The organism is Elioraea rosea (assembly GCF_007644105.1).
Lineage (GTDB): Bacteria > Pseudomonadota > Alphaproteobacteria > Acetobacterales > Acetobacteraceae > Elioraea_A > Elioraea_A rosea.
Genome location: NZ_VFAC01000016.1, coordinates 62910 through 88019 on the forward strand (window position 1 = coordinate 62910; position 25110 = coordinate 88019).

The 25110-nt window shown below is 69.1% G+C and carries 23 protein-coding genes; 11 read left to right on the forward strand and 12 right to left on the reverse strand.

The features are described from left to right. Positions 1-48: 48 nt before the first annotated feature. The 6 genes from FIF60_RS11740 to FIF60_RS11770 form a co-directional block, all read right to left on the reverse strand. Positions 49-621 carry a DUF3035 domain-containing protein gene (locus tag FIF60_RS11740; protein ID WP_144186271.1) on the reverse strand — a complete coding sequence of 191 codons (573 nt, stop codon included), beginning with the start codon at positions 619-621 and terminating at the stop codon, positions 49-51. After that, entirely contained in the window at positions 618-1109 is a 492-nt protein-coding gene (gene lspA / locus FIF60_RS11745) for a signal peptidase II (RefSeq protein WP_204251175.1), read from the reverse strand. The genes FIF60_RS11740 and lspA overlap by 4 nt, the downstream gene beginning before the upstream one ends. After that, positions 1106-3949 carry an isoleucine--tRNA ligase gene (gene ileS / locus FIF60_RS11750; protein ID WP_144186273.1) on the reverse strand — a complete coding sequence of 948 codons (2844 nt, stop codon included), beginning with the start codon at positions 3947-3949 and terminating at the stop codon, positions 1106-1108. Before ileS ends, lspA begins: the two co-directional genes overlap by 4 nt. A gap of 169 nt (positions 3950-4118) precedes the next feature. Beyond that, positions 4119-4439 (reverse strand): DMT family transporter, encoded by a 321-nt coding sequence (locus FIF60_RS11755; protein ID WP_144186274.1) that lies wholly within the window; start codon positions 4437-4439, stop codon positions 4119-4121. A 114-nt stretch (positions 4440-4553) separates the two neighbouring features. Continuing rightward, a complete protein-coding gene (locus tag FIF60_RS11760) occupies positions 4554-5498 on the reverse strand; it encodes a bifunctional riboflavin kinase/FAD synthetase (RefSeq protein ID WP_144186275.1) in 945 nt (314 codons plus the stop codon). Between the two features lie 153 nt (positions 5499-5651). Next, on the reverse strand, positions 5652-6056 hold the full coding sequence (locus FIF60_RS11770) for a MaoC family dehydratase (RefSeq protein ID WP_456305148.1): 405 nt from the start codon (positions 6054-6056) through the stop codon (positions 5652-5654). A 238-nt stretch (positions 6057-6294) separates the two neighbouring features. Between FIF60_RS11770 and FIF60_RS11775 the strand changes: the two genes are divergently transcribed. The 9 genes from FIF60_RS11775 (at position 6295) to FIF60_RS11815 (ending at position 16129) form a co-directional block, all read left to right on the forward strand. Continuing rightward, on the forward strand, positions 6295-7434 hold the full coding sequence (locus FIF60_RS11775; RefSeq protein ID WP_144186277.1) for a M20 family metallopeptidase: 1140 nt from the start codon (positions 6295-6297) through the stop codon (positions 7432-7434). 253 nt (positions 7435-7687) lie between these two features. Then, entirely contained in the window at positions 7688-8443 is a 756-nt protein-coding gene (locus FIF60_RS11780) for a PEP-CTERM sorting domain-containing protein (protein ID WP_144186278.1), read from the forward strand. A gap of 273 nt (positions 8444-8716) precedes the next feature. Further along, positions 8717-9658 (forward strand): branched-chain-amino-acid transaminase, encoded by a 942-nt coding sequence (ilvE, locus tag FIF60_RS11785; RefSeq protein WP_144186279.1) that lies wholly within the window; start codon positions 8717-8719, stop codon positions 9656-9658. Positions 9659-9754: 96 nt separating this feature from the next. Next, positions 9755-11314 (forward strand): ABC transporter substrate-binding protein, encoded by a 1560-nt coding sequence (locus tag FIF60_RS11790; RefSeq protein ID WP_144186280.1) that lies wholly within the window; start codon positions 9755-9757, stop codon positions 11312-11314. Between the two features lie 33 nt (positions 11315-11347). Next, positions 11348-12295: an ABC transporter permease gene (locus tag FIF60_RS11795; protein WP_144186281.1), complete on the forward strand. Its 948-nt coding sequence runs from the start codon at positions 11348-11350 to the stop codon at positions 12293-12295. Next, positions 12285-13169 (forward strand): ABC transporter permease, encoded by an 885-nt coding sequence (locus FIF60_RS11800; RefSeq protein ID WP_144186282.1) that lies wholly within the window; start codon positions 12285-12287, stop codon positions 13167-13169. Before FIF60_RS11795 ends, FIF60_RS11800 begins: the two co-directional genes overlap by 11 nt. Next, entirely contained in the window at positions 13166-14128 is a 963-nt protein-coding gene (locus FIF60_RS11805; RefSeq protein WP_144186283.1) for an ABC transporter ATP-binding protein, read from the forward strand. The genes FIF60_RS11800 and FIF60_RS11805 overlap by 4 nt, the downstream gene beginning before the upstream one ends. Continuing rightward, entirely contained in the window at positions 14125-15087 is a 963-nt protein-coding gene (locus tag FIF60_RS11810) for an ABC transporter ATP-binding protein (RefSeq protein ID WP_144186284.1), read from the forward strand. The genes FIF60_RS11805 and FIF60_RS11810 overlap by 4 nt, the downstream gene beginning before the upstream one ends. A gap of 19 nt (positions 15088-15106) precedes the next feature. Continuing rightward, on the forward strand, positions 15107-16129 hold the full coding sequence (locus FIF60_RS11815; RefSeq protein WP_144186285.1) for a succinylglutamate desuccinylase/aspartoacylase family protein: 1023 nt from the start codon (positions 15107-15109) through the stop codon (positions 16127-16129). A 7-nt stretch (positions 16130-16136) separates the two neighbouring features. Here the strand turns inward: FIF60_RS11815 and FIF60_RS11820 are convergent, their stop codons facing one another. The 3 genes from FIF60_RS11820 to FIF60_RS11830 all read right to left on the reverse strand — a co-directional run bounded on the left by FIF60_RS11820 (position 16137) and on the right by FIF60_RS11830 (position 18764). Continuing rightward, positions 16137-16778, reverse strand: a complete 642-nt coding sequence (locus tag FIF60_RS11820; protein WP_144186286.1) for a hypothetical protein — start codon at positions 16776-16778, stop codon at positions 16137-16139. An 83-nt stretch (positions 16779-16861) separates the two neighbouring features. Beyond that, positions 16862-17530, reverse strand: a complete 669-nt coding sequence (locus FIF60_RS11825; protein WP_144186287.1) for a GntR family transcriptional regulator — start codon at positions 17528-17530, stop codon at positions 16862-16864. Between the two features lie 10 nt (positions 17531-17540). Beyond that, positions 17541-18764, reverse strand: a complete 1224-nt coding sequence (locus FIF60_RS11830; protein ID WP_144186288.1) for a pyridoxal-phosphate-dependent aminotransferase family protein — start codon at positions 18762-18764, stop codon at positions 17541-17543. An 80-nt stretch (positions 18765-18844) separates the two neighbouring features. On the opposite strand from FIF60_RS11830, the gene FIF60_RS11835 reads away from it, so the two are divergent. Further along, complete coding sequence (locus FIF60_RS11835) at positions 18845-21775, forward strand: FAD-binding and (Fe-S)-binding domain-containing protein (protein ID WP_144186289.1); 2931 nt, start codon at positions 18845-18847, stop codon at positions 21773-21775. Between the two features lie 394 nt (positions 21776-22169). Then, positions 22170-23279, forward strand: a complete 1110-nt coding sequence (locus tag FIF60_RS11840; RefSeq protein ID WP_158639183.1) for a glycosyltransferase family 4 protein — start codon at positions 22170-22172, stop codon at positions 23277-23279. Between the two features lie 8 nt (positions 23280-23287). On the opposite strand, the gene FIF60_RS11845 is transcribed toward FIF60_RS11840, so the two are convergent. The 3 genes from FIF60_RS11845 to FIF60_RS11855 all read right to left on the reverse strand — a co-directional run. Continuing rightward, complete coding sequence (locus FIF60_RS11845; protein WP_239451600.1) at positions 23288-24280, reverse strand: D-2-hydroxyacid dehydrogenase; 993 nt, start codon at positions 24278-24280, stop codon at positions 23288-23290. Positions 24281-24425: 145 nt separating this feature from the next. Continuing rightward, complete coding sequence (locus FIF60_RS11850) at positions 24426-24770, reverse strand: hypothetical protein (RefSeq protein WP_144186291.1); 345 nt, start codon at positions 24768-24770, stop codon at positions 24426-24428. A gap of 1 nt (position 24771) precedes the next feature. Continuing rightward, on the reverse strand, positions 24772-25110 hold a 339-nt coding region (locus FIF60_RS11855; RefSeq protein ID WP_144186292.1), incomplete at its 5' end, for a cold shock domain-containing protein.

Below are 25110 nucleotides of genomic sequence, written 5' to 3' on the forward strand. Positions count from 1 at the left end.
CCGCCGGACGTGAGAATGCTTGCCGGGCGGTAAGGCCGGTCGGCCGTCCTAGAAGATACCTTCGAACAGCCCGCGCTGCCGGCGCTGGATGATCGGCGTGTCGCCGACCGTCTGCGAGCGGCCGAGAGCGGCGTTCTCGCGCAGCCGCTGCTGCTCCAGCGTGGGGTCGACCACCACGCCGGGGGGCGGGGGCTTGCGCCAGAACAGAAGCGTGTCGGTGAAGCCGCGGCTCGTGCGGTCGATCAGCGTCGTCTCGTCGTCGACCTTGGTGCGCAGGTCGGCCGGCGCGGCGGGACCTGCGGCGGCGAGCAGCGCGGCCTCGCCCGGGGAGGAGGCCACGTTCGGCTGCGAGGAGCCGACGACGATTCCCTGGCGGCCGGCGAGAACGGCGGCGGCCTGGTCGCGCGTCGGGCCTTCCTGCGGGCGCGGCTGGCCGGGCTGCGGCGGGCGAAGGTTGAAGTCGGGCGGAACCGTCAGCGGCGCGCGCGTCGCCACCTGGAACTCGTCGGGCGGGTCGCGCGCCAGCCCGAAGGTCTTGGCCGTGTCCTGGCCGCAGCCGGAGGCGAGAAGCGCCACGGCGGCCGCCATCATCGCGACGCGGAGCGAACGGGGAGTGGTCATCGCACCTCGTTACCCCCTGACCTTGGCCGGAGCAAGGCATCCGCGAGCAGAAGCCCGACCCCGATCACGATCGCGCTGTCGGCGACGTTGAACACGTACCAGTGCCAGCCATAGGCATGCACGTCGACGAAATCGACGACGGCGCCGAAGCGCACCCTGTCGATCACATTGCCCACCGCACCCCCGAGAACAAGGCCCAGGGAGACGGCGATGAGCCGGTTCTCCGCCCGCCGCATCCAGACGACGAGCGCGACCGCCACGGCCGTCGCGATGGCCGCGAGCACGTACTGGTGCCACCAGGCCTCGCCGGCCAGAAGCCCGAAGGTGACGCCCCTGTTCCACACCATGGTGAGGTTCAGGAAGGGCAGGACCTCGATGCGGCCCACCTCGGGGAGCCGCAAGACCTCGAGGATCCACCACTTGCTGGCCTGGTCGACGATCAGGAGGAGCAGGGCGACGGGGAGGCCGAGCCGGAGACCTGACGTCACGCCGCCTCGCGCCGCGAGGTGAGCCCCGAGCGCACCGCGTCGGCGCAGCGGTCGCAGAGGCCGGGATGGTCCTCGTGCGTGCCGACTTCCTCGAGCACGCGCCAGCAGCGCTCGCATTTCATCCCCGAGGCCTTCGCCGGCACGACCGCGACGCCGCCGAGGCCCTCGAGCGTGAAGGCGGAGGAAGACGCCGGGGCTGTGGAGAGCGACAGTCGCGAAACGATCGCGACCTCGGCCCATTCCTCCGCCGAAAGGAGGCCAGCATCGGCGTCCGGAAGGTGCAGCGCGGGCGCGGCCTGCAGGCTCGCACCGATGCGGCCCTCGGCGCGCTCTTTCTCGATCGCACCCGTCACGGCGCGGCGGATCTCGCGGATGCGCGCCCACTTCTCCGCCAGCGCCTCGTTGCGCCACTCGGCCGGGATGTCAGGGAACAGCCGCAGATGCACCGAGCCGTCCTCGGAGGGGAAGCGCGCGAGCCAGGCCTCCTCGGCGGTGAAGACGAGCACCGGGGCGAGCCAAGCGGTCAGGCAGTGGAACAGATGGTCGAGCACCGTGCGCGCGGCGCGCCGGCGCGCGCTGTCCGGCCGGTCGCAGTAGAGAGCGTCCTTCCGCACATCGAAGTAGAAGGCCGAGAGGTCGGTCGCGCAGAACTGGTGAAGCTCCGCGAACACGCCGGTCCAGGTGTAGTTCTCCGTCGCGTCGCGCACACGGGCGTCGAGCTCGGAGAGACGGTGCAGAACCCAGCGCTCGAGCTCGGGCATCTCGGCGAGCGGAACGCGTTCCTCCTCCGCGAAGCCGTCGAGCGCGCCGAGAAGCCAGCGAAGGGTGTTGCGGATGCGCCGGTAGAGCTCGGCCTGCTGCTTCAGGATCTCGGGCCCGATGCGCTGGTCCTCGGTATAGTCCGACGACATCACCCACAGGCGCAGGATGTCGGCGCCGTACTGCGCCATCACCTCCTGTGGCGCGGTGACGTTGCCGAGCGACTTCGACATCTTCCGGCCCTGCTCGTCGAGCGTGAAGCCGTGCGTCAGCACCGCCTTGTAGGGCGCGCGCCCCCGCGTGCCGCAGGCCTCGAGAAGCGAGGAGTGGAACCAGCCGCGATGCTGGTCCGAGCCCTCGAGGTAGAGATCGGCCGGCCAGGTGAGCGAGTTGCTGCCCTCCAGGACGAAGGCGTGGGTCGATCCGCTTTCGAACCAGACTTCCACGATGTCGCGGATCTGCTCGTAGTCGTCGGGGTTGCGGCCTTCGCCGAGGAAGGCGCTCGCGGGCATCGTCCACCACGCATCGGCGCCCTCGCGCTCGAACGCCTCGGCGATTCGGTCGATCACCGTCGGGTCGCGCAGCGGCTCGCCCGTCCGCTTTTCGACGAAGATGGCGATCGGCACGCCCCAGGCGCGCTGGCGCGAGATGCACCAGTCCGGCCGCTGCGCGATCATCGAGCGAAGGCGGTTCTGTCCCTGAGACGGAACGAACCGCGTCTCCTCGATCGCCGCGAGCGCGGGCGCGCGCACGCCGTGCGGCCCATCCATCGCGATGAACCATTGCGGCGTGTTGCGGAAGATCAGCGGCGCCTTCGACCGCCAGGAATGCGGGTAGGAGTGGACGAGCACGCCACGCGCAAGCAGCCCGCCCGCTGCCTCGATCGCGGCGCAGACAGGGTCTGCCGCCTTGTAGACATGGTGGCACGCGAACAGCGGCACCTGCGGCAGGAAGAGACCATCCGGCCCCACCGTGTCGGGCGTCGGCAGGCCATTCGCCTGGCCGAGATGCCAGTCGTCCTCGCCGTGGCCTGGCGCGATGTGCACGAAGCCCGTGCCGGCCTCGGTGGTGACGAAATCGCCCGGCAGCACGGGCACGTCGAAATCGTATCCTTTCCCGCGAAGCGGATGCGCGCAGACCGTGCCGGCGAGCTCCGTGCCCTTCATCACGCGGCGCACCACGTGCTGGGTGATGCCGGCTTCCTTCGCGACGTCGGGCAGCAGCGCCAGCGCGACGACGATGTGCTCGCCCTGCTTCGCGCGCGAGCCGTCCGCCACGCCCTCGACGGCGACGAGCGCGTAGTCGATCTCGGCGCCGTAGGCGACGGCGCGGTTGCCGGGCATCGTCCAGGGCGTCGTCGTCCAGATCACGATGCTCGCGCCGGCGAGGTCTGGCGCCGACGCCGTGACGACGGGGAAGCGAACCCAAATCGTGGTGCTCTTGTGGTCGTGGTACTCGACCTCGGCATCGGCGAGCGCGGTCTTCTCGACCGGGCTCCACAGCACCGGCTTGGCGCCGCGATAGAGGCCGCCATTCATCAGGAACTTGCCGATCTCGCGGAAGATCGTTGCCTCCGAGGCGTAGTCCATCGTGGCGTAGCGGTTCCACCAGTCTCCCGCCACGCCGAGGCGGATGAACTCCTCGCGCTGAACGCCGAGCCAGTGATCGGCATAGGCGCGGCACTCGGCGCGGAAGGCGACGGGGTCGACCGCGTCCTTGTCCTTGCCGGCGGCGCGGTACTGCTCCTCGATCTTCCACTCGATCGGCAGGCCGTGGCAGTCCCACCCCGGAACGTAGTTGGCGTCGTAGCCCGCCATCTGCTTGGCGCGGTTGACGACGTCCTTGAGGATCTTGTTCAGCGCGTGGCCGATATGGAGGTTGCCGTTGGCGTAGGGTGGGCCGTCATGCAGCACGAACTTGGGCCGGCCCGCGGCGTCCTTGCGCAGCCTCTCCCAGAGGTCGAGTTTCTTCCAGCGCTCGAGCAGGGCGGGCTCGCGCTTCGGAAGCTCCCCCCGCATCGGGAAGGGGGTTGTTGGCAGGAACACGGTGTCGCGGTAGTCGCGCTTCGCAGCGTCTGTCATGTGGCTCATCCGGTGGTGCGCGGCCGGCAGGGCCACGCGGACGGTCGCGGTCTCTCGAGTCCCGGCGCCCGCTCAGGACGCCGGGCGCGTAATTCGCTCTTGCTGCACCTGCGACATGGGGTGATCGATACCGAACCGGCCCCAAAGGGTCAAATGCCGCAGCGTCTCGTCAGGACACCAGCTTGAGCGCGGCAACGCCGGCGACGATCACACCGATCGCTGCGATGCGCGCGACCGTGGCGGGTTCGTCGAACAGATACATCCCCGCGATCGCCGTCCCCGCCGCGCCGATACCGACCCAGATGGCATAGGCCGTGCCGATCGGCAGGCTTCGGGCGGCGAGGCCGAGAAGGATGACGGAGGCCGCCATCGCCGCGACGGTGAGGCCGGTATGGACCGGCTTGGCCAGAGACAGCCCATGCGACAGCTTGAGCCCGACGGCCCAGCCGATCTCGAGAACGCCAGCGACGATGAGGTAGACCCAGGCCATGACGGCACCCGTGTGTCGGACGGGGCCGTCCCCGTGTTCTCAGGCGCAGCGGGTCGTCCCGCAGCCTCACTATAGGGCGTCGCGGCCGGCCCCGGCCATGCACCGGCGGCAGGGCTAGTCCGCCAGGACCTCGCGCGCCGCACGGCAATCGTCATGCATCTGCGCGACCATCGCGTCGAGGCTCTCGAACTTCGCCTCGGGGCGGAGGAAGGAGACGAGCTGGACGCGCATGCGCCTGCCGTAGAGATCGCCGGCGAAGTCGAACACGAACACCTCGAGAAGCGGGGCCGGAACGGGGTTCACGGTGGGGCGAAGGCCGAGATTGGCCGCCCCGTCATGCCAGGTGACGCCGCCCAAACCATCCTCGATGCCCGCGCGAACCGCATAGATGCCGAGGCGCGGGGCCAGATGCGCGCCGAGCGGGATGTTGGCGGTCGGAAAGCCGAGGGTTCGGCCGAGCTGCTCGCCCCGCTCCACCGCACCGCGGATCTCCCATGGCCGGCCGAGGATGGTGGCCGCCCGGGCCGTGTCGCCTTCCGCCAGCGCATGGCGTATGGCCGTCGAGGACCAGCGCGTGCCGCAGGGGCCGATGGCCTGCTCCACGACCGTCACGCCGATACCGAGCGGGGCGGCGAGTTCCTTCAGGAGCTCCGGCGTGCCGGTGCGGCGATGGCCGAAATGGAAGTTGGGCCCGCACACCAAGTGCCGTGTGCCCAGCCTGACGGCGAGGATGTCGCGCACGAAGTCCGCCGCCTCGATGCGGCTGAAGGCGAGGTCGAACGGGACCGAGAAAAGAACCTCGACGCCGAGCGCGGCGAGCGCATCGGCCTTCGCCTCGGCGAGCGTGAGCCGGAAGGGCGGATCGTCGGGGCGGAAGACCTGGCGGGGGTGAGGCTCGAAGGTCAGCGCAGCGAGCGGTACGCCGAGGCAGCGTGCTGCCTCGGCGGCCGCGGTGATGACAACCGCATGGCCGCGATGCACGCCATCGAAATTGCCGAGCGCGACGGCGGCGCCGCGCGCGGCCTCGGGGACGGCAGAGAGATCGGAAACGACCAGCATGGGCGGCGACGGTTACGGCCGCCGCCCGGTCTGGTCAATCGAGTGTCAGGCGGCGGCGGGCGGTTTTCCGCCTCAGGCGGCGGCGGGCGGTTTTCCGCCTCAGGCGGCGGCGGGCGGTTTTCCGCCTCAGGCGGCGGCGGGCGGTTTTCCGCCTCAGGCGGCGGCGGCCTGGACCGCGGCCTTGGACGGCACCATCACCACCGCCTCGCCTTCGACGACGGCCTTGCCGCCGACGGTGCAGGTGGTGCGCAGCGTCGCGCGCTTCTTGTCGCCGTCGAGCGAGACGACCTCGCAGGTGGCGGTCACCGTGTCGCCGATGCGCACCGGCGCCTTGAACTTCAGCGACTGGGCCAGATAGACCGTGCCCGGCCCGGGAAGCTTCGTGCCCAGCACCGTCGAGATGAACGCGGCCGAGAGCATGCCGTGGGCGATGCGGCCCTTGAACACGGTCTTCTCCGCGTATTCCGCATCGAGATGAACGGGGTTCATGTCGCCCGAGACGCCAGCGAAGAGCACGATGTCGCTCTCCGTCACCGTGCGGGAAAAGGAGGCGCTCATCCCTTCAGACAAATCCTCGAAGAAGATGAAGCCGTTACCAACCATTGTAGACATACGCTTTAAGCCTTTCCCCTTGGCCTCACGGCGAGGCTGCTGCGTCGCAGCATCCTGACACTATCGCATCGGCCCGTTGCTGGACAAGCGTTCCAACGCGCAGCACCATGCGCAAGTTTTGCATCACGGCGTGAATGAAGCGTTCACCGCGCGGCCGGGTACCGTAGGAAGGCAACGAACGAGAATGAATGGCGGCGCATTGCGGGCGAGGCCCGGCTCGTCCGAACAGATCCTCGAAGGGCTTCGCGCCTGGGTTGAGACGGAAAGCCCGACGGACGACGCCGATGCGGTGAACGGGGTCGTCGACCAGGCAGAGGCGGGGCTCAGGGCCGCCGGCGCCGCCGTCACCCGCATCCCCGGCCAGGATGGGTTCGGCGACATGCTTCGCGCCCGCATCGGGCCGGCCGAGGGCAAGGGGATCCTGGTGGCGGGCCATCTCGACACGGTCTGGCCGATGGGGACGCTCCGCCGCATGCCCTACCGCGTGGAGGGTGACCGTGCGCATGGCCCCGGCATCTTCGACATGAAGGCCGGCTCCTATCTCGGCTACCACGCGGTCACCAGCCTGCTTGCCCAGAAGGTGGCGACGAAGCTTCCCGTCACGCTCCTGCTGACGCCGGACGAGGAGGTCGGCAGCCCGACCAGCCGCGCGCTGATCGAGCAAGAGGCCCGCGCCAGCGCCTATGTGCTGATCCCCGAGCCGGCCGGGCCTGGCGGCGCCGTCGTCACCGCGCGCAAGGGGGTCGGCCGCTTCGCCCTGCATGTCGAAGGCGTGGCGGCGCATTCGGGCGGCAATTTCCAGGACGGGCGGTCGGCGATCGTCGAGCTCGCGCACCAGATCCTGGCGATCCACGCGATGGTCGACCCCGCCCGGGGAATCACGACCAATGTCGGCCCCATCCGCGGCGGCACGCGGCCCAACGTCATCGCCCACGCGGCGGAATGCGAGATCGACCTCCGCGTCCAGACCGTCGAGGACGGGGAGCGGATGGAGGCGGCGATCCTCGGGCTCAAGGCCGTCACGCCAGGCTGCACCGTCAGCGTGACCGGCGGGATGAACCGCCCGCCCTTCGCCGAGAACCCCGCCAATCTCGGCCTCTATGAGCATGCCCGCGCCGTTGCCGCCTCGCTCGGGCAGGAGCTTCCGAAGCATCATCGCGGCGGCGGCTCCGACGGCAACTTCACCGCCGTGCTCGGCATCCCGACGCTCGACGGCTTGGGCTGTACCGGCGCCGGCGCGCATGCGGACCACGAGCACATCCTCTGGCGCGACCTCGCCGGACGCGCCGCGCTGATGCTCGGCCTTCTCGAGACGTTGCAGTAGCGAAAAGATAGCTGCGCCGTATTCGTGGGCCCATGCCGTGTGCTCCTGGGTCACAGGCGCCTGCATCGAAAAGCGGTGCCGTTCGAAACATGCCTATCAGAACGGCCTTGCACGAGAGCGCGCCGATCGTCCGGTCGAGCGGCCCTCCGCTCGCGGAATGAGCTCATAACCGCAAGAGTATCGTGTTTCTTTAAGCTTGATTCCACGAATATTCGAAATAAGCTAGCTAGAAATCAAGGAGGAGGGACCGGCCATGTTTCGATCGACACTCGGTTCAGTGGCAACGGTTGGCGTCGGGGCACTGGCGGCGCTCGTTCTAGGCGGACCGCAAGCGTCAGCAGGCCCGGTGACGTCGTCATGCGGCGCGGCCTCATGTGTCATGGCGGACTTGGCGGACCCGGGCGGTTACATCGCCGTGAATGGCCTGCAGTTCACCAACTTTGTGGGGACCAACAGCGCGAGCATTTTGGTCACCGGGTTCGACGAAACATTGTATCCTCGCTACAATGGAGGAGGGGTACGTTTCACCGCACCTGATACAATTTTGTGGACACTGATCAACTCCGGTCAAGAAGTATTTTTCAATGATCTATTCAGCTTTTCGGTTGAGGACACTACAGTGAACAGAAATATCAACGAACTTCTGATGGTGATCAACTACAATATCAACGGAAATGCACTCTTTTTCTACGCCGCAAATCTGGCCTCGGAGCTTGGCATCCTGATAGAGATTACGCAGGCTCTCCCTCCATCATGTCCGGAGTGTGTGTCACCGGACGCAGCCTTCAAGACGATCTTCCCGCCCCAGAACGCGCTCAACCTACAGGTCGAGCTTACTGGTTTTGGCGACGACTTCCCCGGGAGCGTTGGCGTGTTCGAAATCACGAGCGTCGATGTCGCATTCAGGGTTCCTGAGCCCTCGACCATTGCCCTTTTTGGCGTCGCGCTTACGGGGTTGGCTGCCTTTCGCCGATGGGGTCCCATCGTTCAGGGTAGCCGCACGCCGTAGGCCAGATCCAACCCAATGGATCCGCAGGGTGGCATTGGGACGGCTAACCAGCAAGGATAGGAAGCCGACTTCCCGTGCAGAGACGTTGCGGCGGTTGGCAGCGCGGTCTTGCGCGCGCCCCCCGATCGCTTTCTCCGCGCTGCTCGCGCAGCTTGATGGGCCGCACGCGGGTGGTTTCCAGTCACCGGAAAACCACCGTAGCATAAGGTGCCGAGCACCCACACGCACCGGGCTGAGTCCAGCCACCTGCGATCTGCTTCAGGAGACGCGCTCATGCCTGCAGCCACGGCCTCGATGATGTCGCTCAACGGCCGTGTGGTGCCGTATGACCAGTGCCTGGTTCACGCCTTTTCGGGCGCGGTGAAGTACGGCGCGGGCGTGTTCGAGGGCCTGCGCGGGTACTGGAACGCCGAGCGGAACGACCTCTACGTCTTCCGCCTGCCAGAGCATCTCGAGCGGCTGCGCTACGGCATGCGGGTAATGCGGCTGGACCCGGTGTACGAGCCCGCCTTCCTGGAGGAGGCGCTTCTCTCGATGATCCGCGCCAATGGCCTGCGCGAGAACATCCACCTCCGCATGATCGCCTTCCTCGACGGCGACGACGAGCTCGCCGCGACTGGGCCCGTGGGCCTCGTCTGCGGCGCGGTGCCGCGGCCGCGATCGAAGTCCGTGACGGAGGGCGTGCATGTGGCCGTGTCGACCTTCGCGCGGCTTGCCGACAACGCCATGCCGCCGCGCGTGAAGGCCACCGGCAACTACATTAACAACCGCGCGGCCGAGCTCGAAGCCCGCCGGAACGGCTACCAGGGCGTGCTCATGCTGACCGAGCGCGGCAAGGTGTCGGAAGGCTCGGGCGCCTGCTTCTTCATGGTGCGCAACGGCGCGCTGCACACGCCCGACGTGTCCTCCGACATCCTCGAGAGCATCACGCGCGAGACCGTCATCACCCTCGCGAAGGAGCGCGGCATCCCCGTGCACGAGCGGGCGATCGACCGGCACGAGGTGTACGCCGCGGAGGAGGCTTTCTGGTGCGGCTCCGGCTACGAGGTGCAGCCGATCCTCTCGCTCGACCGTCTCGCCCTCGGCAGCGGCGCGCCGGGCGCGGTGACGCGCGCGCTCCAGAAGGCCTATTTCGACGTCGTCGAAGGCCACACCGAGGCGCACCCGGAATGGCGCACCAGCGTGTGGGGGAACAGCGCCCGCGCCGCGGCGTAACGTTCCGGCCTGCGCGCCGCCGCCGTTTCTGTGTTGCCAAGCGCAGCCATGTGACCGACCATCCCCCCGCATCGGAGAAGAACGGGGAGGCAAGAGATGCACCTGACACGACGCGGCGCGCTGCTTGGCGGCGCTGGTCTGGCATCTTCGGGTCTGGCGGCCTCGACGGCGCGTCCCGCCGCAGCGCAGCGCCGTGGCGGCGACATCGTGTTCGCCCAGGAAGCGACGGTGCCGACGCTCGACATGCATTTCTCGACATCGATCGCCACGCGCAACGTGGCGATGAACATGTACGAGATGCTCGTCTCCCGGAACGAGACCAATGCCCCGGCGGCCGATCTCGCCGAGAGCTGGGAGGAGAGCGGCGACGGGCTGACCTACACGTTCAAACTCCGCCGTGGCGTGAAGTTCCACAACGGCAAGGAGATGACCTCGGCCGACGTGCTCGCCTCCTGGCGACGCTACGCGCGCATGGCGATCCAGCGCCGCGTGCTCGGCGATGTCGAGGCGATGTCCGCCCCCGACGCCTCGACCTTCGTCGTCAAACTGAAGAACCGCCAGCCCACTTTCATCGACCAGATCTCCTCCTTCGCCGTGCCGATCTCGATCCACCCGGCCGAGCAGGAGAATGCCGAGGGCGGCAAGCTCGAGCCGATCGGCACGGGGCCGTTCCAGTTCGTCGAGTTCGTTCCCGACAGCCACGTTCTGCTTCGCCGCTTCGACGGCTACAGCCCCAACCAGGCCTATCAGGGAACGGACGGCTTCGCCGGCCGCAAGGTGGTGACGCTCGATACGGTTCGCTTCCGCCTGGTCCGCGAGCCCGGTGCGCGCGTCGCCGGCCTCGAGGCGGGCGAACTGCACGTCGTCGAGGACGTGCCGACCAAGTCGGCCGAGCGGCTTCGCACCAACCGCGACGTGCGCCTCCTGCCCATGAAGCACTGGTGGCTGCACGGCGCCTGGGTGAACCACCACCGCCCGCCGACCAACAACCTGATGGTACGCCGCGCGATCCAGACCGCACTCGACATGGAGGCGGTGATGGAGATCGCCACCGACGGCGCCTACGACCTCCAGCCGGGAATCCAGTATCCCGGCAACCCGTACTACACGGACGCCGGAAAGCAGTTCTACAACGTCGCCGATCCGGAGAAGGCGGCGGCGATGCTGCGCCAGGCGAACTACCAGGGCCAGGAGGTCGTGATCATCACGAACTCCTCCTTCGCCTCGATGTACGCGGCCGCCGTCGTCGTCACCGAGCAGCTTCGCGCCATCGGGCTCAAGGTGCGGATGGACGTGTTCGACTGGGCCACGGCGATCGCGCGGCGGCGCGACAACGATGCGTGGAACTTCTGGTTCACCGGGCAGGGGACAGGTCCCTCCGTCGGCCCCTTCACCGCGCTGATCGACGTCGTCTCGCCGCAGCTCAACCAGGTGGTTGCGGACCCGACGCTCGATGCCCTTTACAACGACCTGCTGACGAAGCCCTCGGAGGCAGAGCGCAAGGCGGTGTTCGCGAAGTTCCAGGAGCGCGTCTACGAGCAGGTGCACTTCCTGAAGTTCGGCGACCTGACGAAGATTCAGGCCGCGCGGTCAAGCGTGCAGGGCTTCACGCCCTACCGCATCCCCCGGTTCTGGAACGTCTCGCTCGCGGGCTGAGCGGCGGCACAACCAAGAAGGGGTCATTCCGGAGTGTTTTGGTACGCCGCGCGTCGCATCGCGGCCTCGGTGCCGGTGCTTCTGCTCGTCACCCTGATCTCGTTCTCGATGATGCACCTCGTGCCCGGCGACCCGGCGGCGGCCATCGCCGGGTCAGGCGCGACCAATGCGGAGATCGAGGCGATCCGCCTGCAGCTCGGGCTCGACAAGCCTTTCCTCGTGCAGCTCGCCACCTGGTTCGGCGGGCTGCTGCAGGGTGACCTCGGTCGGTCGATCCTGCTGAACCGCCCGGTCTGGCAGGCGATCGTCGAGCGGCTGCCAATCACGCTTCCGCTCGCCCTCTTCGCGCTGGCGCTGACGCTTCTCATCGGCATTCCTGCCGGCGTGATCGCGGCGCTGCGGGCCAATACCTGGGTCGACCAGGCGGTGACGGGGCTTGCCATGCTCGGCGTGTCGGTGCCGAGCTTCTGGCTCGCGCTGATGCTGATCGTTCTGTTCGGCGTGCATCTCGAATGGCTGCCGACGGGCGGCTTCGTTCCCTTCAGCGAGGACCCGGCCGCGTGGGCGCGGTCGATGGTGCTGCCTTCGATCTCGCTCGCGCTCCTGCAGATCGGGCTGCTCGCGCGCATCACCCGCGGCACGATGCTCGAAGTGCTGCGGCAGGACTATGTGCGCACCGCCCGCGCCAAGGGCCTGCCTGGCTGGATGGTGATCGGAAAGCATGCGCTGAAGAACGTGATGGTGCCCGTCGTCACCGTCATCGGCATCAGCTTCGGCCTGCTTCTCTCGGGGTCGATCGTGATCGAGACGGTCTACGGCATGCCCGGCATCGGGCGGCTGATCGCCAATGCGATCTTCGGCCGCGACTATCCCGTGATCCAGGGCGGCCTGCTTCTGACAGGCACCATCCTCGTGCTCCTGAACCTTGTCGTCGACCTCCTCTATGCGGTGATCGACCCGCGCGTGCGCTATGGCCGCTGAGGCGATCGCCGCCAACGGCGTGCTTGCGCCGCCGCGACGCTTCCCGGTGACGCGCCGGCTGTTCCGCCATCGCCTCTTCGTCACCGGGCTGATCCTGTTCGGGTCGATGCTGTTCCTCGCCGTCGCGGCCGACTGGATCGCCCCGCACAACCCGATGCGCATGCAGTTCCGCATGCGCTTCCGCCCGCCGGGCGAGGGGTTCCTGTTCGGCACCGACAATTTCGGGCGCGACATCTTCTCGCGACTCTGCTTCGGCGCGCGGCTCTCGCTCGGCATCGGCTTCGCGGTCGTCATCGTCAACGGCGTCTTCGGCACGGCGATCGGGCTCATCGCGGGGTATTTCCGGCGCGCCGACGAATGGCTCATGCGCGTGATGGACGCGCTCATGGCGTTTCCTGCCGTGCTGCTCGCCCTCGCCATCGCCGCGGCGCTCGGGCCTTCGGCCGCGAACGCGGTGATCGCGCTCTCGGTGGTGTACATCCCGCGCACCGCCCGCATCGTGCGCGCGACCGTGCTGGTGGTGCGGGAGATGGACTACGTACAGGCCGCGCGGGCCTTCGGCGGGCGCGACCTCTGGATCATCTTCCGCCACATCCTGCCCAACTCCCTCGCCCCGCTCATCGTTCAGCTCACCTTCATCTTTGCCTACGCGGTGCTGGCGGAATCCATCCTCTCCTTCCTCGGCGTCGGCCCGCCGCCGCCGACGCCGACCTGGGGGAACATGATCGCAGAAGGGAAGGACTACATCCGCGAGGCGTGGTGGATCGCGATGTTCCCAGGGCTCGCCATCTGCCTCACCGTGCTCGGGCTGAACCTGCTCGGCGACGGGCTGCGCGACGTGCTCGACCCTCGGCTCAAGGTGCAGCAGGGATGAGCGCTCTGCTCGAGATCGAGGATCTCGCCGTCGCCTTCCGGACCGAGCGCGGCGAGGTCGAGGCGCTCTCCGGCGTGTCGCTTTCCGTCGGCGACGGGCAGAGCTTCGGCGTGGTCGGCGAGAGCGGATCGGGCAAGAGCCTCACCGCGCTCGCGGTGATGGGGCTGGTGCCCGACCCGCCTGGGCGCATCTCGCGCGGAACGATCCGTTTTGCAGGCGAGAAGCTCGACGCCCGCGCGAAGGCGCGGCTTCGGGGAAGGGAGATCGCGATGATCTTCCAGGAGCCGATGTCGGCGCTGAACCCCGTGTTCACCGTGGGCGAGCAGGTGGCCGAGGGCCTGCGCGTGCACGAGAGGATGTCGCACCGTGCGGCGAGCGCCCGCGCGGCGGAGCTTCTCGGCCATGTCGGCATCCCCGACCCCGTTCGCCGCCTCTCGCAGTATCCGCACGAGCTTTCGGGCGGCATGCGCCAGCGCGTGATGATCGCCGCCGCGCTCGCCTGCCGCCCGCGGCTGCTCATCGCGGACGAGCCGACGACGGCGCTCGACGTGACGATCCAGGCGCAGATCCTGTCGCTTCTCGCCGAGCTCCAGCGCGAGACGGGCATGGCGGTGCTGCTCATCACCCACGATCTCGGCGTGATCGCGCAGGTCGTGAAGCGGGTGGCGGTGATGTATGCCGGACGTGTCGTCGAGACGGGTCCGGTGGTGCCTGTGTTCGAGGCGCCGGCGCATCCGTACACGCGCGCGCTTCTCCGCAGCATTCCCGCGCTGAACGAGGACGAGGTGCGCCTGCCTGCCATTCCCGGCTCGGTGCCTGTTCCTGCCGCCTGGCCGCCCGGCTGCCGGTTCAACCCCCGCTGCGAGCTCGCCGACGCGGCCTGCACCCGGGCGGCCCCGCCTCTCATTGCCGTGGCCGAGGATCATCACGCCGCCTGCATCAGGCCCTTCGCCGCATGAGTGGGCCGCTTCTCGTGGCAAGGGGCCTTGCCAAGCATTTCCCCGTGCGCCGCCACCTCGGCAGCAAGCCGGCGACGGTGAAGGCGGTCGACGGCGTCGACCTCGATCTCGCGCGCGGCGAGACGCTCGGGCTCGTCGGCGAATCCGGATGCGGCAAGACCACGCTCGGCCGTCTCGTTCTGCGTCTGATCGAGCCGAGCGCCGGCAGCGTGCTGTTCGAGGGAACGGACCTGCTGACGCTCCCGCCCGAGCGCATGCGCCTGATGCGCAAGCGGCTGTCGATCATCTTCCAGGACCCCGTGGGCTCGCTCGACCCACGCATGACGGTTGCCGATATCATCGCCGAGCCCCTGCGCATCTTCGCCGAGGGAAGCCGGGCCGACCGACGGGCTCGCGTGTCGGACCTTCTCGCACGCGTCGGGCTGCGGCCCGAGCATGCTTCCCGCTTCCCGCACGAGTTCTCCGGCGGCCAGCGCCAGCGTATCGGCATCGCCCGCGCGCTCGCGCTCTCGCCGGCGATGGTTGTGTGCGACGAGCCCGTCTCGGCCCTCGACGTGTCGATCCAGGCGCAGATCGTCAACCTGCTGATGGACCTGCAGCAGGAATTCGGCCTCGCCTATCTCTTCGTCGCGCATGATCTCTCGGTGGTGCGCCACATCGCCGATCGCGTTGCGGTGATGTATCTCGGCCGCGTGGTGGAGGCGGCGCCGAAGCGCGTTCTGTTCGCCGCCCCCAAGCACCCCTACACGCGCGCGCTTCTCGCCGCCGTGCCTGTGCCGGACCCGCGGGCGTCGACGCCGCCGCAGCCGCTTTCCGGCGAGGTGCCCTCGCCGCTCGACCCGCCTTCTGGCTGCCATTTCCGGACGCGCTGCCCGTTCGCCGTCGCCCGCTGCGCGGAAGAGACGCCGCTGCTCCGCACGGTGGAGACCGACCACAAGGTTGCCTGCCATTTCGTCTGAACCAGGAAAGGAACGTCCTGTGACCGCGTCGCGCCCGAGTCGGCTCAAGCCCGAAGTGCCGTTCGACAAGGATGGGAGGCACACCGGCTTCGTGCGGCTGTTCAACTCGGTGCACGAGAGCGCCTATGGGTTCATTCCGATCCCGATCGTAGTGTTCCGCAACGGCGAGGGGCCGACGGCGCTGCTCATGTCGGGCAACCACGGCGACGAGTACGAGGGCCAGGTCGCGCTGTGCCGGCTTGCGCAGACGCTCGACGTGTCCCGCATCAAGGGGCGCGTGATCATCTTCCCGCTCGCCAACTATCCGGCGGGTATGGCCGGGCGGCGCACGAGCCCGATCGACGGCGGCAACCTTAACCGCTCCTTCCCCGGCGATCCGGACGGAACGGTGACGCAGCAGATCGCCTGGTTCCTCTCGACCGTTCTGCTGCCGATGGCGGACGTCATCGTCGACCTGCATTCGGGCGGGTCGTCGCTGATGTACGTGCCATCTGCGCTCTCACGCCGCCCCGACGACGCCATGGGGGCGGAGAAGGCGCTGCGCTACCTGAAGGCCTTCGCCTCGCCGGTCGCCTATCTGCCGACCGCCTCGCAGGGCACGGGGGACGAGCGCACCTTCAACGGCATGGTCGCCAGGCTCGGCAAGATCGCCATCGGCTCGGAGCTCGGTGGCGCGGGAACCGTCACCCCCGTCGCGCTGCGCATGGCTGAGCGCGGCGTGCGGAACATCCTCGTCGAGATGGGCATCCTGCCGGAAAGCGACAGGCGGAAGGGCGAGGTGCCGACGCGCATCCTCGAGGTCGGCGGAAACGAGTGGTTCGTCTACACGCCCGAACCGGGTGTGTTCGAGCCGCTGGTCGAGCTTGGCGACGAGGTGAGGGAGGGCCAGCCCGCCGCCAACATCTACTTCCCCGAGACGCCCTGGCGCGCGCCGGAGACGGTGCGGTTTCTTCGCGACGGGTTCGTTCTGTGCAAGCGCCAGCCCGGGCGGACGCTACGCGGCGACTGCCTGTTCCACCTCGGAACCGATACGGGGCTGTAGACGATGGTCAGTGATAGCGCTGGTTGATGAATCGCTTCACCCAGTCGTACTTCTCCTTGATCACCGTCGCCGGCGTCTTGCGGAACAGCGTCTCGTAGCTGGTGTTCTCGAGCTCGAGCTTCTCGGTGTTGTAGAGATGCATGGCACCGATCGAGTAGCACCAGGCGAAGATGACGGTGTCTCCCTTGTCGAGATACGCCTTCGCCGCCGCCTTCACCTTGTCGCGCGTCGAGCCCTCTCCGAAGTTCTCGATGGTCAGCTTCGTGTTCTGCTGATGCAGCCGCGTGTTCGGCCAGTCATTCCTGCAGTAGCCGCGCTTCTCGCCCGTGCGCATGTAATGGGCGACGTCCTGGTCCTGGCCGAAATGCGTGGCGTCGATCACGCCCTGGGGCACTTTGCTGTCGAGCCCGAACCCGCCCGCCGCGCTGCCATGCCGGCCGGAGAACACGTGGAACGTGGTGTGGCCAAGCGGCTCGAGATGCCCGACCACCGGCGGCCAGGACAGGTTTCCCGTCGCCGTAACGGAAAGGTACAGGTTGCCGACCCTGATCCAGGGAACGGTTTCCGGCTGGGAGATCTCGGCGCTGTCGTGAAGCGCGCGCAATGTCTGCGTCCTCGCTTCCTCGGACTCCTCCTCGATCATGCGCATGGCTGCAAACCTTCCTGCGATGGGGCGTCACTCCCCGCAGCGTTGCGCAGCCGGACACACCCCGCCTTGACGCGGATCAAACCTCACGCAGAGGCGCGCGCCACCGCTTCCCGCACCGCCTCGCGCTTCGAGGCGAGGTGCTCGCGCATCGCGGCACCGAGGGCGCGCCCGTCCCGTCGCGCGAGCGCGTCCATCATCGCCTCATGCTCGGCCACGCTTCTCTCCCAGGACGAGTCCTCGACCTGCGCGACGTAGCGGATACGCTTCAGGCGAAGCGACAGCGCCCGGTGAAGCGAGGCGAGCGTGGGGTTGCGGGCGGCGGCGACGATACGCTCATGGATCGTCTCGTTGTGCGCGAGGAACTGGCGCCGCCGCCCCGCCTTGTGCGCCGCGAGCATCGCCGCGTGCAGCGCGGCGATCTCCTCGCGCGCTGCCTCGTCCATCGTGACGGCGGCGAGCTCGCCTGCGCAGCCCTCGAGGGCTGCGAGAACGGGGAACACCTCGTCCACCTCCTCGGGCGTGACGGGCGTGACGACCGCGCCCTTGTGCGGCTCGATCGTCACGATCCCCTCCGCAGCGAGCGCGCGAAGCGCCTCGCGAAGCGGAATGCGCGAGATGCCGAGCCGCCCGGAAAGCTCGGCCTCCGTCAGCCTTTCGCCTGGCGCGAGGCTCCCCTCGCCGATTAGCCCGCGGAGCTTCTCCGCCGCCGCATCTGCAAGCGTCAGGCGCGGGACGCGGTCGATGCTGTTCACGCGGCCCCGGTCATGCCCTGGCGGTGGCGGCGAGATGCTCCATCGCCGCCGCCACGCCGCCCTTGCTGTGCGGCACCTTGGCGAGCCCCAGCCCCATCTCGATGCCGGCGAGCGTGCCCATCAGCGTCAGGTCGTTGAAGTCGCCGAGATGGCCGATGCGGAACACGCGGTCGGCCAGGCGCGAGAGCCCATTGCCGAGGCTCATGTCGAACGCGTCGCGGATCTTCGCGCGGAGCCCGTCTGCCGAGTGGCCTTCCGGCATCATCACCGCGGTGAGCGAGGAGGAATAGTTCTTCTCCTCCCGGCACAGCACCTCGAGCCCCCAGGCGCGCACGGCCCGGCGCGTCGCTTCCGCGTGCCGGTCATGGCGGGCGAAGACGTTGTCGAGCCCTTCCTCGTGCAGCATGTCGATTGCCGCCTCGAGGCCGTAGAGCAGGTTCGTCGCCGGCGTGTAGGGGAAGTAGCCGGTGGCGTTCGGCCCGGCATGCTCCTCCCACGACCAGAAGCTGCGCGGCAGCCCGGCCTTCTCGTTGAGCCCCATCGCCTTGTCGGAAACGGCGTTGAAGGAGAGGCCCGGGGGAAGCATCAGCCCCTTCTGCGAGCCGCCGACAGTCACGTCGACGCCCCATTCATCGTGGCGGTAGTCGATCGAGGCGAGAGAGGAGATGGTGTCGACCATCAGCAGCGCGGGGTGGTTCGCCGCATCGATGGCGCGGCGGATGGCGGCGACGTCCGTCGTGCAGCCTGTCGAGGTCTCGTTGTGCACGACGCAGACGGCCTTGATCGCGTGGCCCTTGTCTTCCACGAGCGCAGCCTCGATCTCGGCGGCGGCCGCATCGGCGCCGACGCGCCAGTCGGTGTCGATGAAGCGCGGGACGAGGCCGAGGCGCTCTGCGAGCTTCTTCCACAGAAGCGCGAAGTGGCCGGTCTGCACCATCAGCACCTGGTCGCCGGCCGAAAGCGTGTTGACGAGGGCGGCTTCCCATGCGCCGGTGCCGGAGGCCGGGTAGATGAACACGCGGCCCTTCTCGGCCTTGAAGATCGTCTTCATGCCCTCGAGACAGGCGAGGCCGAGGCGCCCGAAGGCGGGGCTGCGATGGTCCATCGTCGGCGCATCCATCGCGCGGAGGATGCGGTCGGGCACGTTGGTGGGGCCGGGGATCTGCAGGAAATGGCGGCCGGCGATGCGCCCTGGCGCGTTGTGTCCTGCCTTGTGCGTGCCGTCCGGTGCCATGGTGTCCTCCCCGCGGATGGTTGCCTCGGAAGATCGTATACAATATGCTTTGATCCGCGGCAACAGGGAGGCGCGGGGCGATGGGGGTGACGGTCAGGCCAGGTCTCGAGCGGCGGCTGAAGGGTGCCCTCCGCGGCGCCGTGCATTTCGATGCCGCCACGCGAGGCCGCTACGCGACCGACGCCTCCGCCTACCAGGTGATCCCCCTCGGCGTGGTGTTGCCGACCGGGCCGGACGACGTGGCAGAGGCGCTGCGCATAGCCCGCGAGGAAGGCGTGCCCGTTCTGCCGCGCGGCGGCGGCACGTCCCAGTGCGGGCAGACGGTGAACGACGCGCTGGTGCTCGACTGCTCGCGCCACATGAACCGCATCCTCGCGCTCGATGTCGCCGCACGCCGCGCCGTGGTCGAGCCGGGCCTCGTGCTGGACGAGCTGAACCGCGCGCTGAAGCCGCACGGGCTCTGGTACCCGGTGGATGTCTCGACGGCGAGCCGCGCGACGCTCGGCGGCATGGCGGGGAACAATTCCTGCGGAAGCCGCTCCTTGCGCTACGGCAACATGCGCGAGAACACGCTCTCGATCGACGCGATCCTACCGGACGGCACGGCAGCCCATTTCGGCCCGCTCGATGCGGAGACGGATCGTCCTGTTCCGGCCGATCTCGTGTCCGACCTCCTCGCGCTCGGCGCGCGCGAGGCTGACGAGATCCTCGCCCGCTTCCCCTCCGTGCAACGCCGCGTCGGCGGCTACAACCTCGATGCGCTGCTGCCGTCGAACCGGCCGCAGAACCTCGCGCATCTTCTCGTCGGATCGGAAGGGACGCTTGGTTTCTCCACGGCGATCGAGCTGATGCTTTCGCCCCTGCTTCCGGCGAAGAAGCGCCTCGGCGCCTGCCATTTCGGCAGCTTCCACGAGGCGATGGCGGCCGCGCAGCACATCGTGAAGCTCGGCCCCACGGCGGTCGAGCTCGTCGATGCGACGATGATCGGGCTCGCGTCCTCGATCGCGATGTTCCGCCCCACGCTCGAGGCCTTCGTGCGCGGCGAGCCCGAGGCGCTGCTGCTGATCGAGTTCGCGGAAGGTGACGACGCGGAGAATGCCCGACGCATCGCCGCGCTCGAGGACCTGATGCGCGACCTCGGCTTCTCCTGGGAGTGCACCGGCGCACGCTTCGGCGGCGTCGTCGCGGTGACCGACGCGCGGCTCCAGACAGCGATCACCGAGCTCCGCACGGCCGGCCTCAACATCATGATGAGCATGAAGGACGAGCGGAAACCCGTCTCCTTCGTCGAGGACGCGGCCGTGCCGCTCGAGCACCTTGCCGACTATACGGCGCGGCTGACCGCCGTGTTCGAGAAGCACGGCACGAAGGGCACCTGGTACGCGCATGCCGGCTCCGGCTGCCTGCATGTGCGGCCGGTGCTGAACCTCAAGCTCGAGAAGGATCTCGCGGCGATGCGTGCGATCGCCGAGGAGGCCTTCGCGATGGTGCGGGAGTACAAGGGAAGCCACTCGGGCGAGCATGGCGACGGCATCGTGCGGTCGGAGTTCCACCGCCCGATGTTCGGCGACCGGATCGTTGCTGCATTCGAGTCGGTGAAGGACCGCATCGACCCGACGGGGTTGTACAATCCCGGCCGCATCGTCCGCCCGCCCCGGATGGATGACCGTACCCTGCTCCGCTACAACGGCGACTACGCCGCGAGCCGCGTCGCGCCGAGGCTCGACTGGTCGGAGTTCGCGTCTGGCGCGCGCGCCACACCGGCGCTTCAGTTCCAGGGCGCGGTGGAGATGTGCAACAACAACGGCGCCTGCCGTTCGCTCGCCGGCGGCGTGATGTGCCCCTCCTACCGTGCGACGCGCGAGGAGAAGGACGTCACCAGAGGGCGCGCCAACACGCTGCGCCTCGCACTCTCCGGCCAGCTCGGGCCGGATGCCTTCGCCTCCGACGCGATGGCGGAGACGATGGCGCTCTGCGTCGGCTGCAAGGGCTGCAAGCGCGAATGCCCGACCGGCGTGGACATGGCGCGGATGAAGACGGAGGTGCAGGCCGCCCGCGTCGCCGCGCGGGGGCTGACGCTGCGCGAGCGCCTGGTCGCGCATCTGCCTGCCTACGCGCCCCATGCCTATGGCGCGCGGGCGATGACGGCACTGCGCAACCGCTCCCCGGCGTTGGCGCGGCTGATGGAGCGGGCCACCGGCTTCGCCGCCTCACGACCGTTGCCCGAGTGGAGTTCCGAGCCGTTCCGCGACGAGGAGGCGCGGGGCGGAGCGGGCGAGCCCGTGGTGCTGTTCGCGGACACGTTCAATCGCTGGTTCGAACCCGAGAACCTGCGCGATGCCGCGGCTGTGCTCCGCGCCGGAGGCTATGCGCCGGAAGCGGCCAAGGCCCCCGGCCGGCCGCTCTGCTGCGGGCGTACCTACCTGGCCGCCGGCCTCGTCGACCGTGCGCGCGAGGAGGCACGGCGCGCGCTTGCTGCCCTGCTGCCGCGGGTGCGCGCCGGTGCTCCGGTGGTCGGCCTCGAGCCCTCCTGCATCCTCACGCTGCGCGACGAGTGGCTGGCGCTCGGCCTGGGGGCGGACGCCAGGGAGGTGGCCGAGGCCGCGCTTCCCTTCGAGAGTTTCGTCGCGCGCAATGCCGAGCGGTTCCGCCCCGCCTTCCGCCCGCTTCCGGCCGAGGCGGTGTTGCACCAGCATTGCCACAGCAAGGCGCATGGCGTGGCGGGCGATGTCGCGGCCGCGCTCGCGTTGGTGCCGGAGCTGTTGGTGACGCCGATCGAGAGCTCCTGCTGCGGCATGGCCGGAAGCTTCGGCTACCAGGCCGAGACGGCGGACGTGTCGAAGGCGATGGCGGAACTCTCCCTTCTTCCTGCCGTGCGCAAGGCGGGCGCCGACACGCTCGTGGTCGCGAACGGAACGTCCTGTCGCCACCAGATCGGCGAGCTCGCCGCACGGGCGGCCCTCAACCCTGCGCGTGTGCTGGCGAAGGCGCTTCATGCAAGCTCAGGTTGAACGTTCTGGGCGCTGTGACGATTCCTGACGCACGCCAGTATGTCTCACGCCGATTCCGCTTGCGTTACGTCCCCGCTACTCTCATCAAGCGAAGATTAGGGGGGCGCGGCATGCCGCGCGGAAGTGTGGATCGCCGATGTTTCTGGTCCGGCTGGACAGGGGAATTCGTCGGGTCGCCAAGGGGTTGCTTGCCTATCCGGGCCTCGGCGTCGTGGTGCGCTTGGGCTCGGATGCGCTTCGCCCGCTCCGGCGCCATGTGATTGGCCGCAGGATTGATGCGGAGGCCGAACAGTTTGTTGCGTCTCGCGCCCGGCCACGGCCCGCTGGCGGTTCCCGGCCGCTGAGAGCGGCATTCCTCTGCACCCTCTGGAACGATCGTTCGAGCGGCATCGCGGTGTGGACGCGCGTGCTCGCCGAGGCGCTTGCCCGCCAGGGACACGACATCACCATCTTCGTCGTCGCGGAGGCGCCCGAGACGACGGAGCGGGTGAACGGCGTCACCGTGCGCACGGTGCCGCCCGCGCCGCTTCGCCGCTATCCTGCCCTGCCACCCTTGCCGTCCTACATCGCCGACATGCTGCGCGGCGGCTTCGCGGCCGTGCTCGCCGACCATGCGCGCGAGCCCTTCGACGTCGTGAGCGGGCCGATCTGGCAGATCGAGCCGCTTGCCGTGCTGGCTTCGGGGCTCGTGCCTGTCGCGGTCAGCCTGCACACGACGCAGGGGATGCTTTCGGCCATCGGCGTGCCGCCCGACGCCGCGGCGCGGCAGATGATCGCGGGCGAGGCGATGCTGCTCACCAAGGCGCCGATCGTCGTCTCGAATACCGTCGTCGCGGCGGCCGACATCGCCGCGACGGCGGGCGTCGCCATCCCGCCGGAGCGCCTCCATGTCGTGCCGCACGGGCTGCCAGACCTGCCGCAGTCCGGGCAGGATCGGGAGGAGACGGGCGCGCTGCGCGTCCTGTTCCTTGGCCGGCTCGATCACCGCAAGGGCATCGACACGCTGCTCGAGGCGGCGCCTGTGGTGCTTGCCCGGGGCGGCATCGTGCTCGACATCGCAGGCGCGCCGCATGGTGCATCGCCCGAGGCCGCGTTCCGCGCTCGCCACGCGGGCGCGACCTGGCTCGACGCCGTGCGCTTCCATGGCGGGGTCGACGAGGACCGGAAGCTCGCTCTGCTCGCCGCGTCCGACATCGTCGTTCTGCCGGCCCGCTACGAGAGCTTCGGGCTCGTCGCCGTCGAGGCCATGCGGTTCGGCAAGCCGGTGATCTCGACGCGCGCGGGCGGCATCCCGGAAGTGGTCGAGGACGGGCGGACGGGGCTGCTCGTGCCGCCTGGCGATCCTGCAGGGCTTGCGGATGCGCTTGGCCGTCTTGCAGGCGATGCCGGGCTGCGCGACGCCATGGGCAAGGCCGGCCGTGCCCGCTTCCTCGAGCGCTTCACCGACGAGGCGATGGCAACGGCCTGGGCCGCGGCGATCCGCACAGCGCTCGCGGCTCAGTAGCCCCGCCTTCAATACCCCCGCGCGCGGTCCACCTCGTTCGGCATCTGCTCGCCCGCCCGCCAGGCGGCGAGGTTGCGGAAGAAGATGTCGAGGGTGCGGGGGTTGTAGGTGTCGGGATCATCGCTCGAGACATGCGGGCTGATCACGAGGTTCGGTGTGCGCCACAGGCGGTGTCCGGGCGGTATCGGCTCGGGGTCGAACACGTCGAGCACGGCGCCGGAGATGCGGCCTGCCGAGAGCATGTCGCACAGCGCGTCCTGGTCGATCACCGAGCCGCGGGCGATGTTCACCACGCCCGCATGCATCGGCAGGAGAGAGAGAAGGCCGCGCGTGATCATGCCGCGCGTCTTCGGCGTCAGCGGCATGGCGAGCACCAGCACATCGGCGCCAGGCAGCACCGTGTCGAGATTCTCAGACGTGACGACGCGCACGCAGGCAGGGTGCGTCCGCCCGCTTGCCGAGCAGCCGATCACCGTCATGCCGAGCTCGGCGCAGCGTGCGGCGATCGAGCCGCCGAGGTCGCCGAGCCCGACGATCACGGCGGTGCGGCCGGCGACGGAGCGGGCGAAGATCGGCTGCCAGCGGCTTTCCCTCTGCGCGGTGACGAGCGTCGGGATTCGGTTGGCGATCATCAGCACCGCCATCAGCCCCCACTCGCCGGCCTTCACCGCGTGTGCGCCGCTGTTGTTCAGGAGCTTCACATGCGCGGGCAGCATGTCGAACGGCGCAAGCCGGTCGAGCCCCGCGGAGGTGGCCATCACCCATTTCAGGGAGGGCGCCGGGTGCGGGAAGCGTGCCTTGATCTCCTTGGTCCAGGTGATCAGGACATCCGCTGTGCCCATGGCCGCGGCGAAGCCGGCATCGTCATCGGCGAAGGAGGCGCGCAGGTCGCGCGCAGCCTCGCCGGCACGGGCTTTCGCCTCGTCCCACAGCGCCGGTGTGATCGGGAACTGCGTCTCGCCGGAGGGGTTCTGGATGTGGACGTGCAGTGTCTGTGCCATGCCCCAACCATCTCCCGCGCGCCACGATGCGGCAAGATGTGACGCGCGCGCCTGACGCGCTCCAGCCGACGGCGTGGCAGGCTGAGCGCTTGGTCCAAAGCCGCACGCGCGCGGCCGCGAGACGGTCGTTTCCTTGGCGTGCCGATCAGCGGGAGAGGCGCGCGGGGGCCGGCTGGGCAGCGGGGATGAGGGGCAGCCGCGCGGGCGGCTTCGGTGGCGGTTTCGGTGCGGCGCCGAGGCCCATCACCGCCGCGCCCATCGCCGCGCTGCCGAAGGTGACGGAGGTGCCGAAAACCAGGAGCGCGAGCGCGAGGAGCCCGTCGCCTCCACGCAGCATCAGCCCCCGCAGCCCGGCGATGTCGAGCGCGAGAAGGGCGGCAACGAACAGGAATGCGATGCAGATGCCGATGGCGGCGTGGCCGAGCAGGAAGCGCACATGGGCAGGCAGGCGTCGCCCCGCCCGCCGCAGCGCGGGGGCGGGGCGGATCATATCAGAGAACCTCGACCGAAACGGCTTGGCGGCCCTTCGGTCCCGTCACCACCGTCGCCTTGACGCGGCGGCCTGGGGTGAGGCTCTCCGGCGTCAGCGGCCCGAGTGCACGAAGCGGGACGAACACGTCCGTGCCGTTCTCCGGCGTGATGAAGCCGAAGCCTTTGCGCACGTCGAAGAACTTCACCGTGCCGGCGACCAACTCGGTCGGGCCATCGGGGGCACGGGGGCCACCGAAGCCGCCGCCGCCGCCGCCGAAGTCCCGCCTGGGCGGGCGGTCGCCGAAGCCGCCGCCGCCTCCGCCGAAATCGCGCCGGGGCGGCCGGTCGCCGAAGCCGCC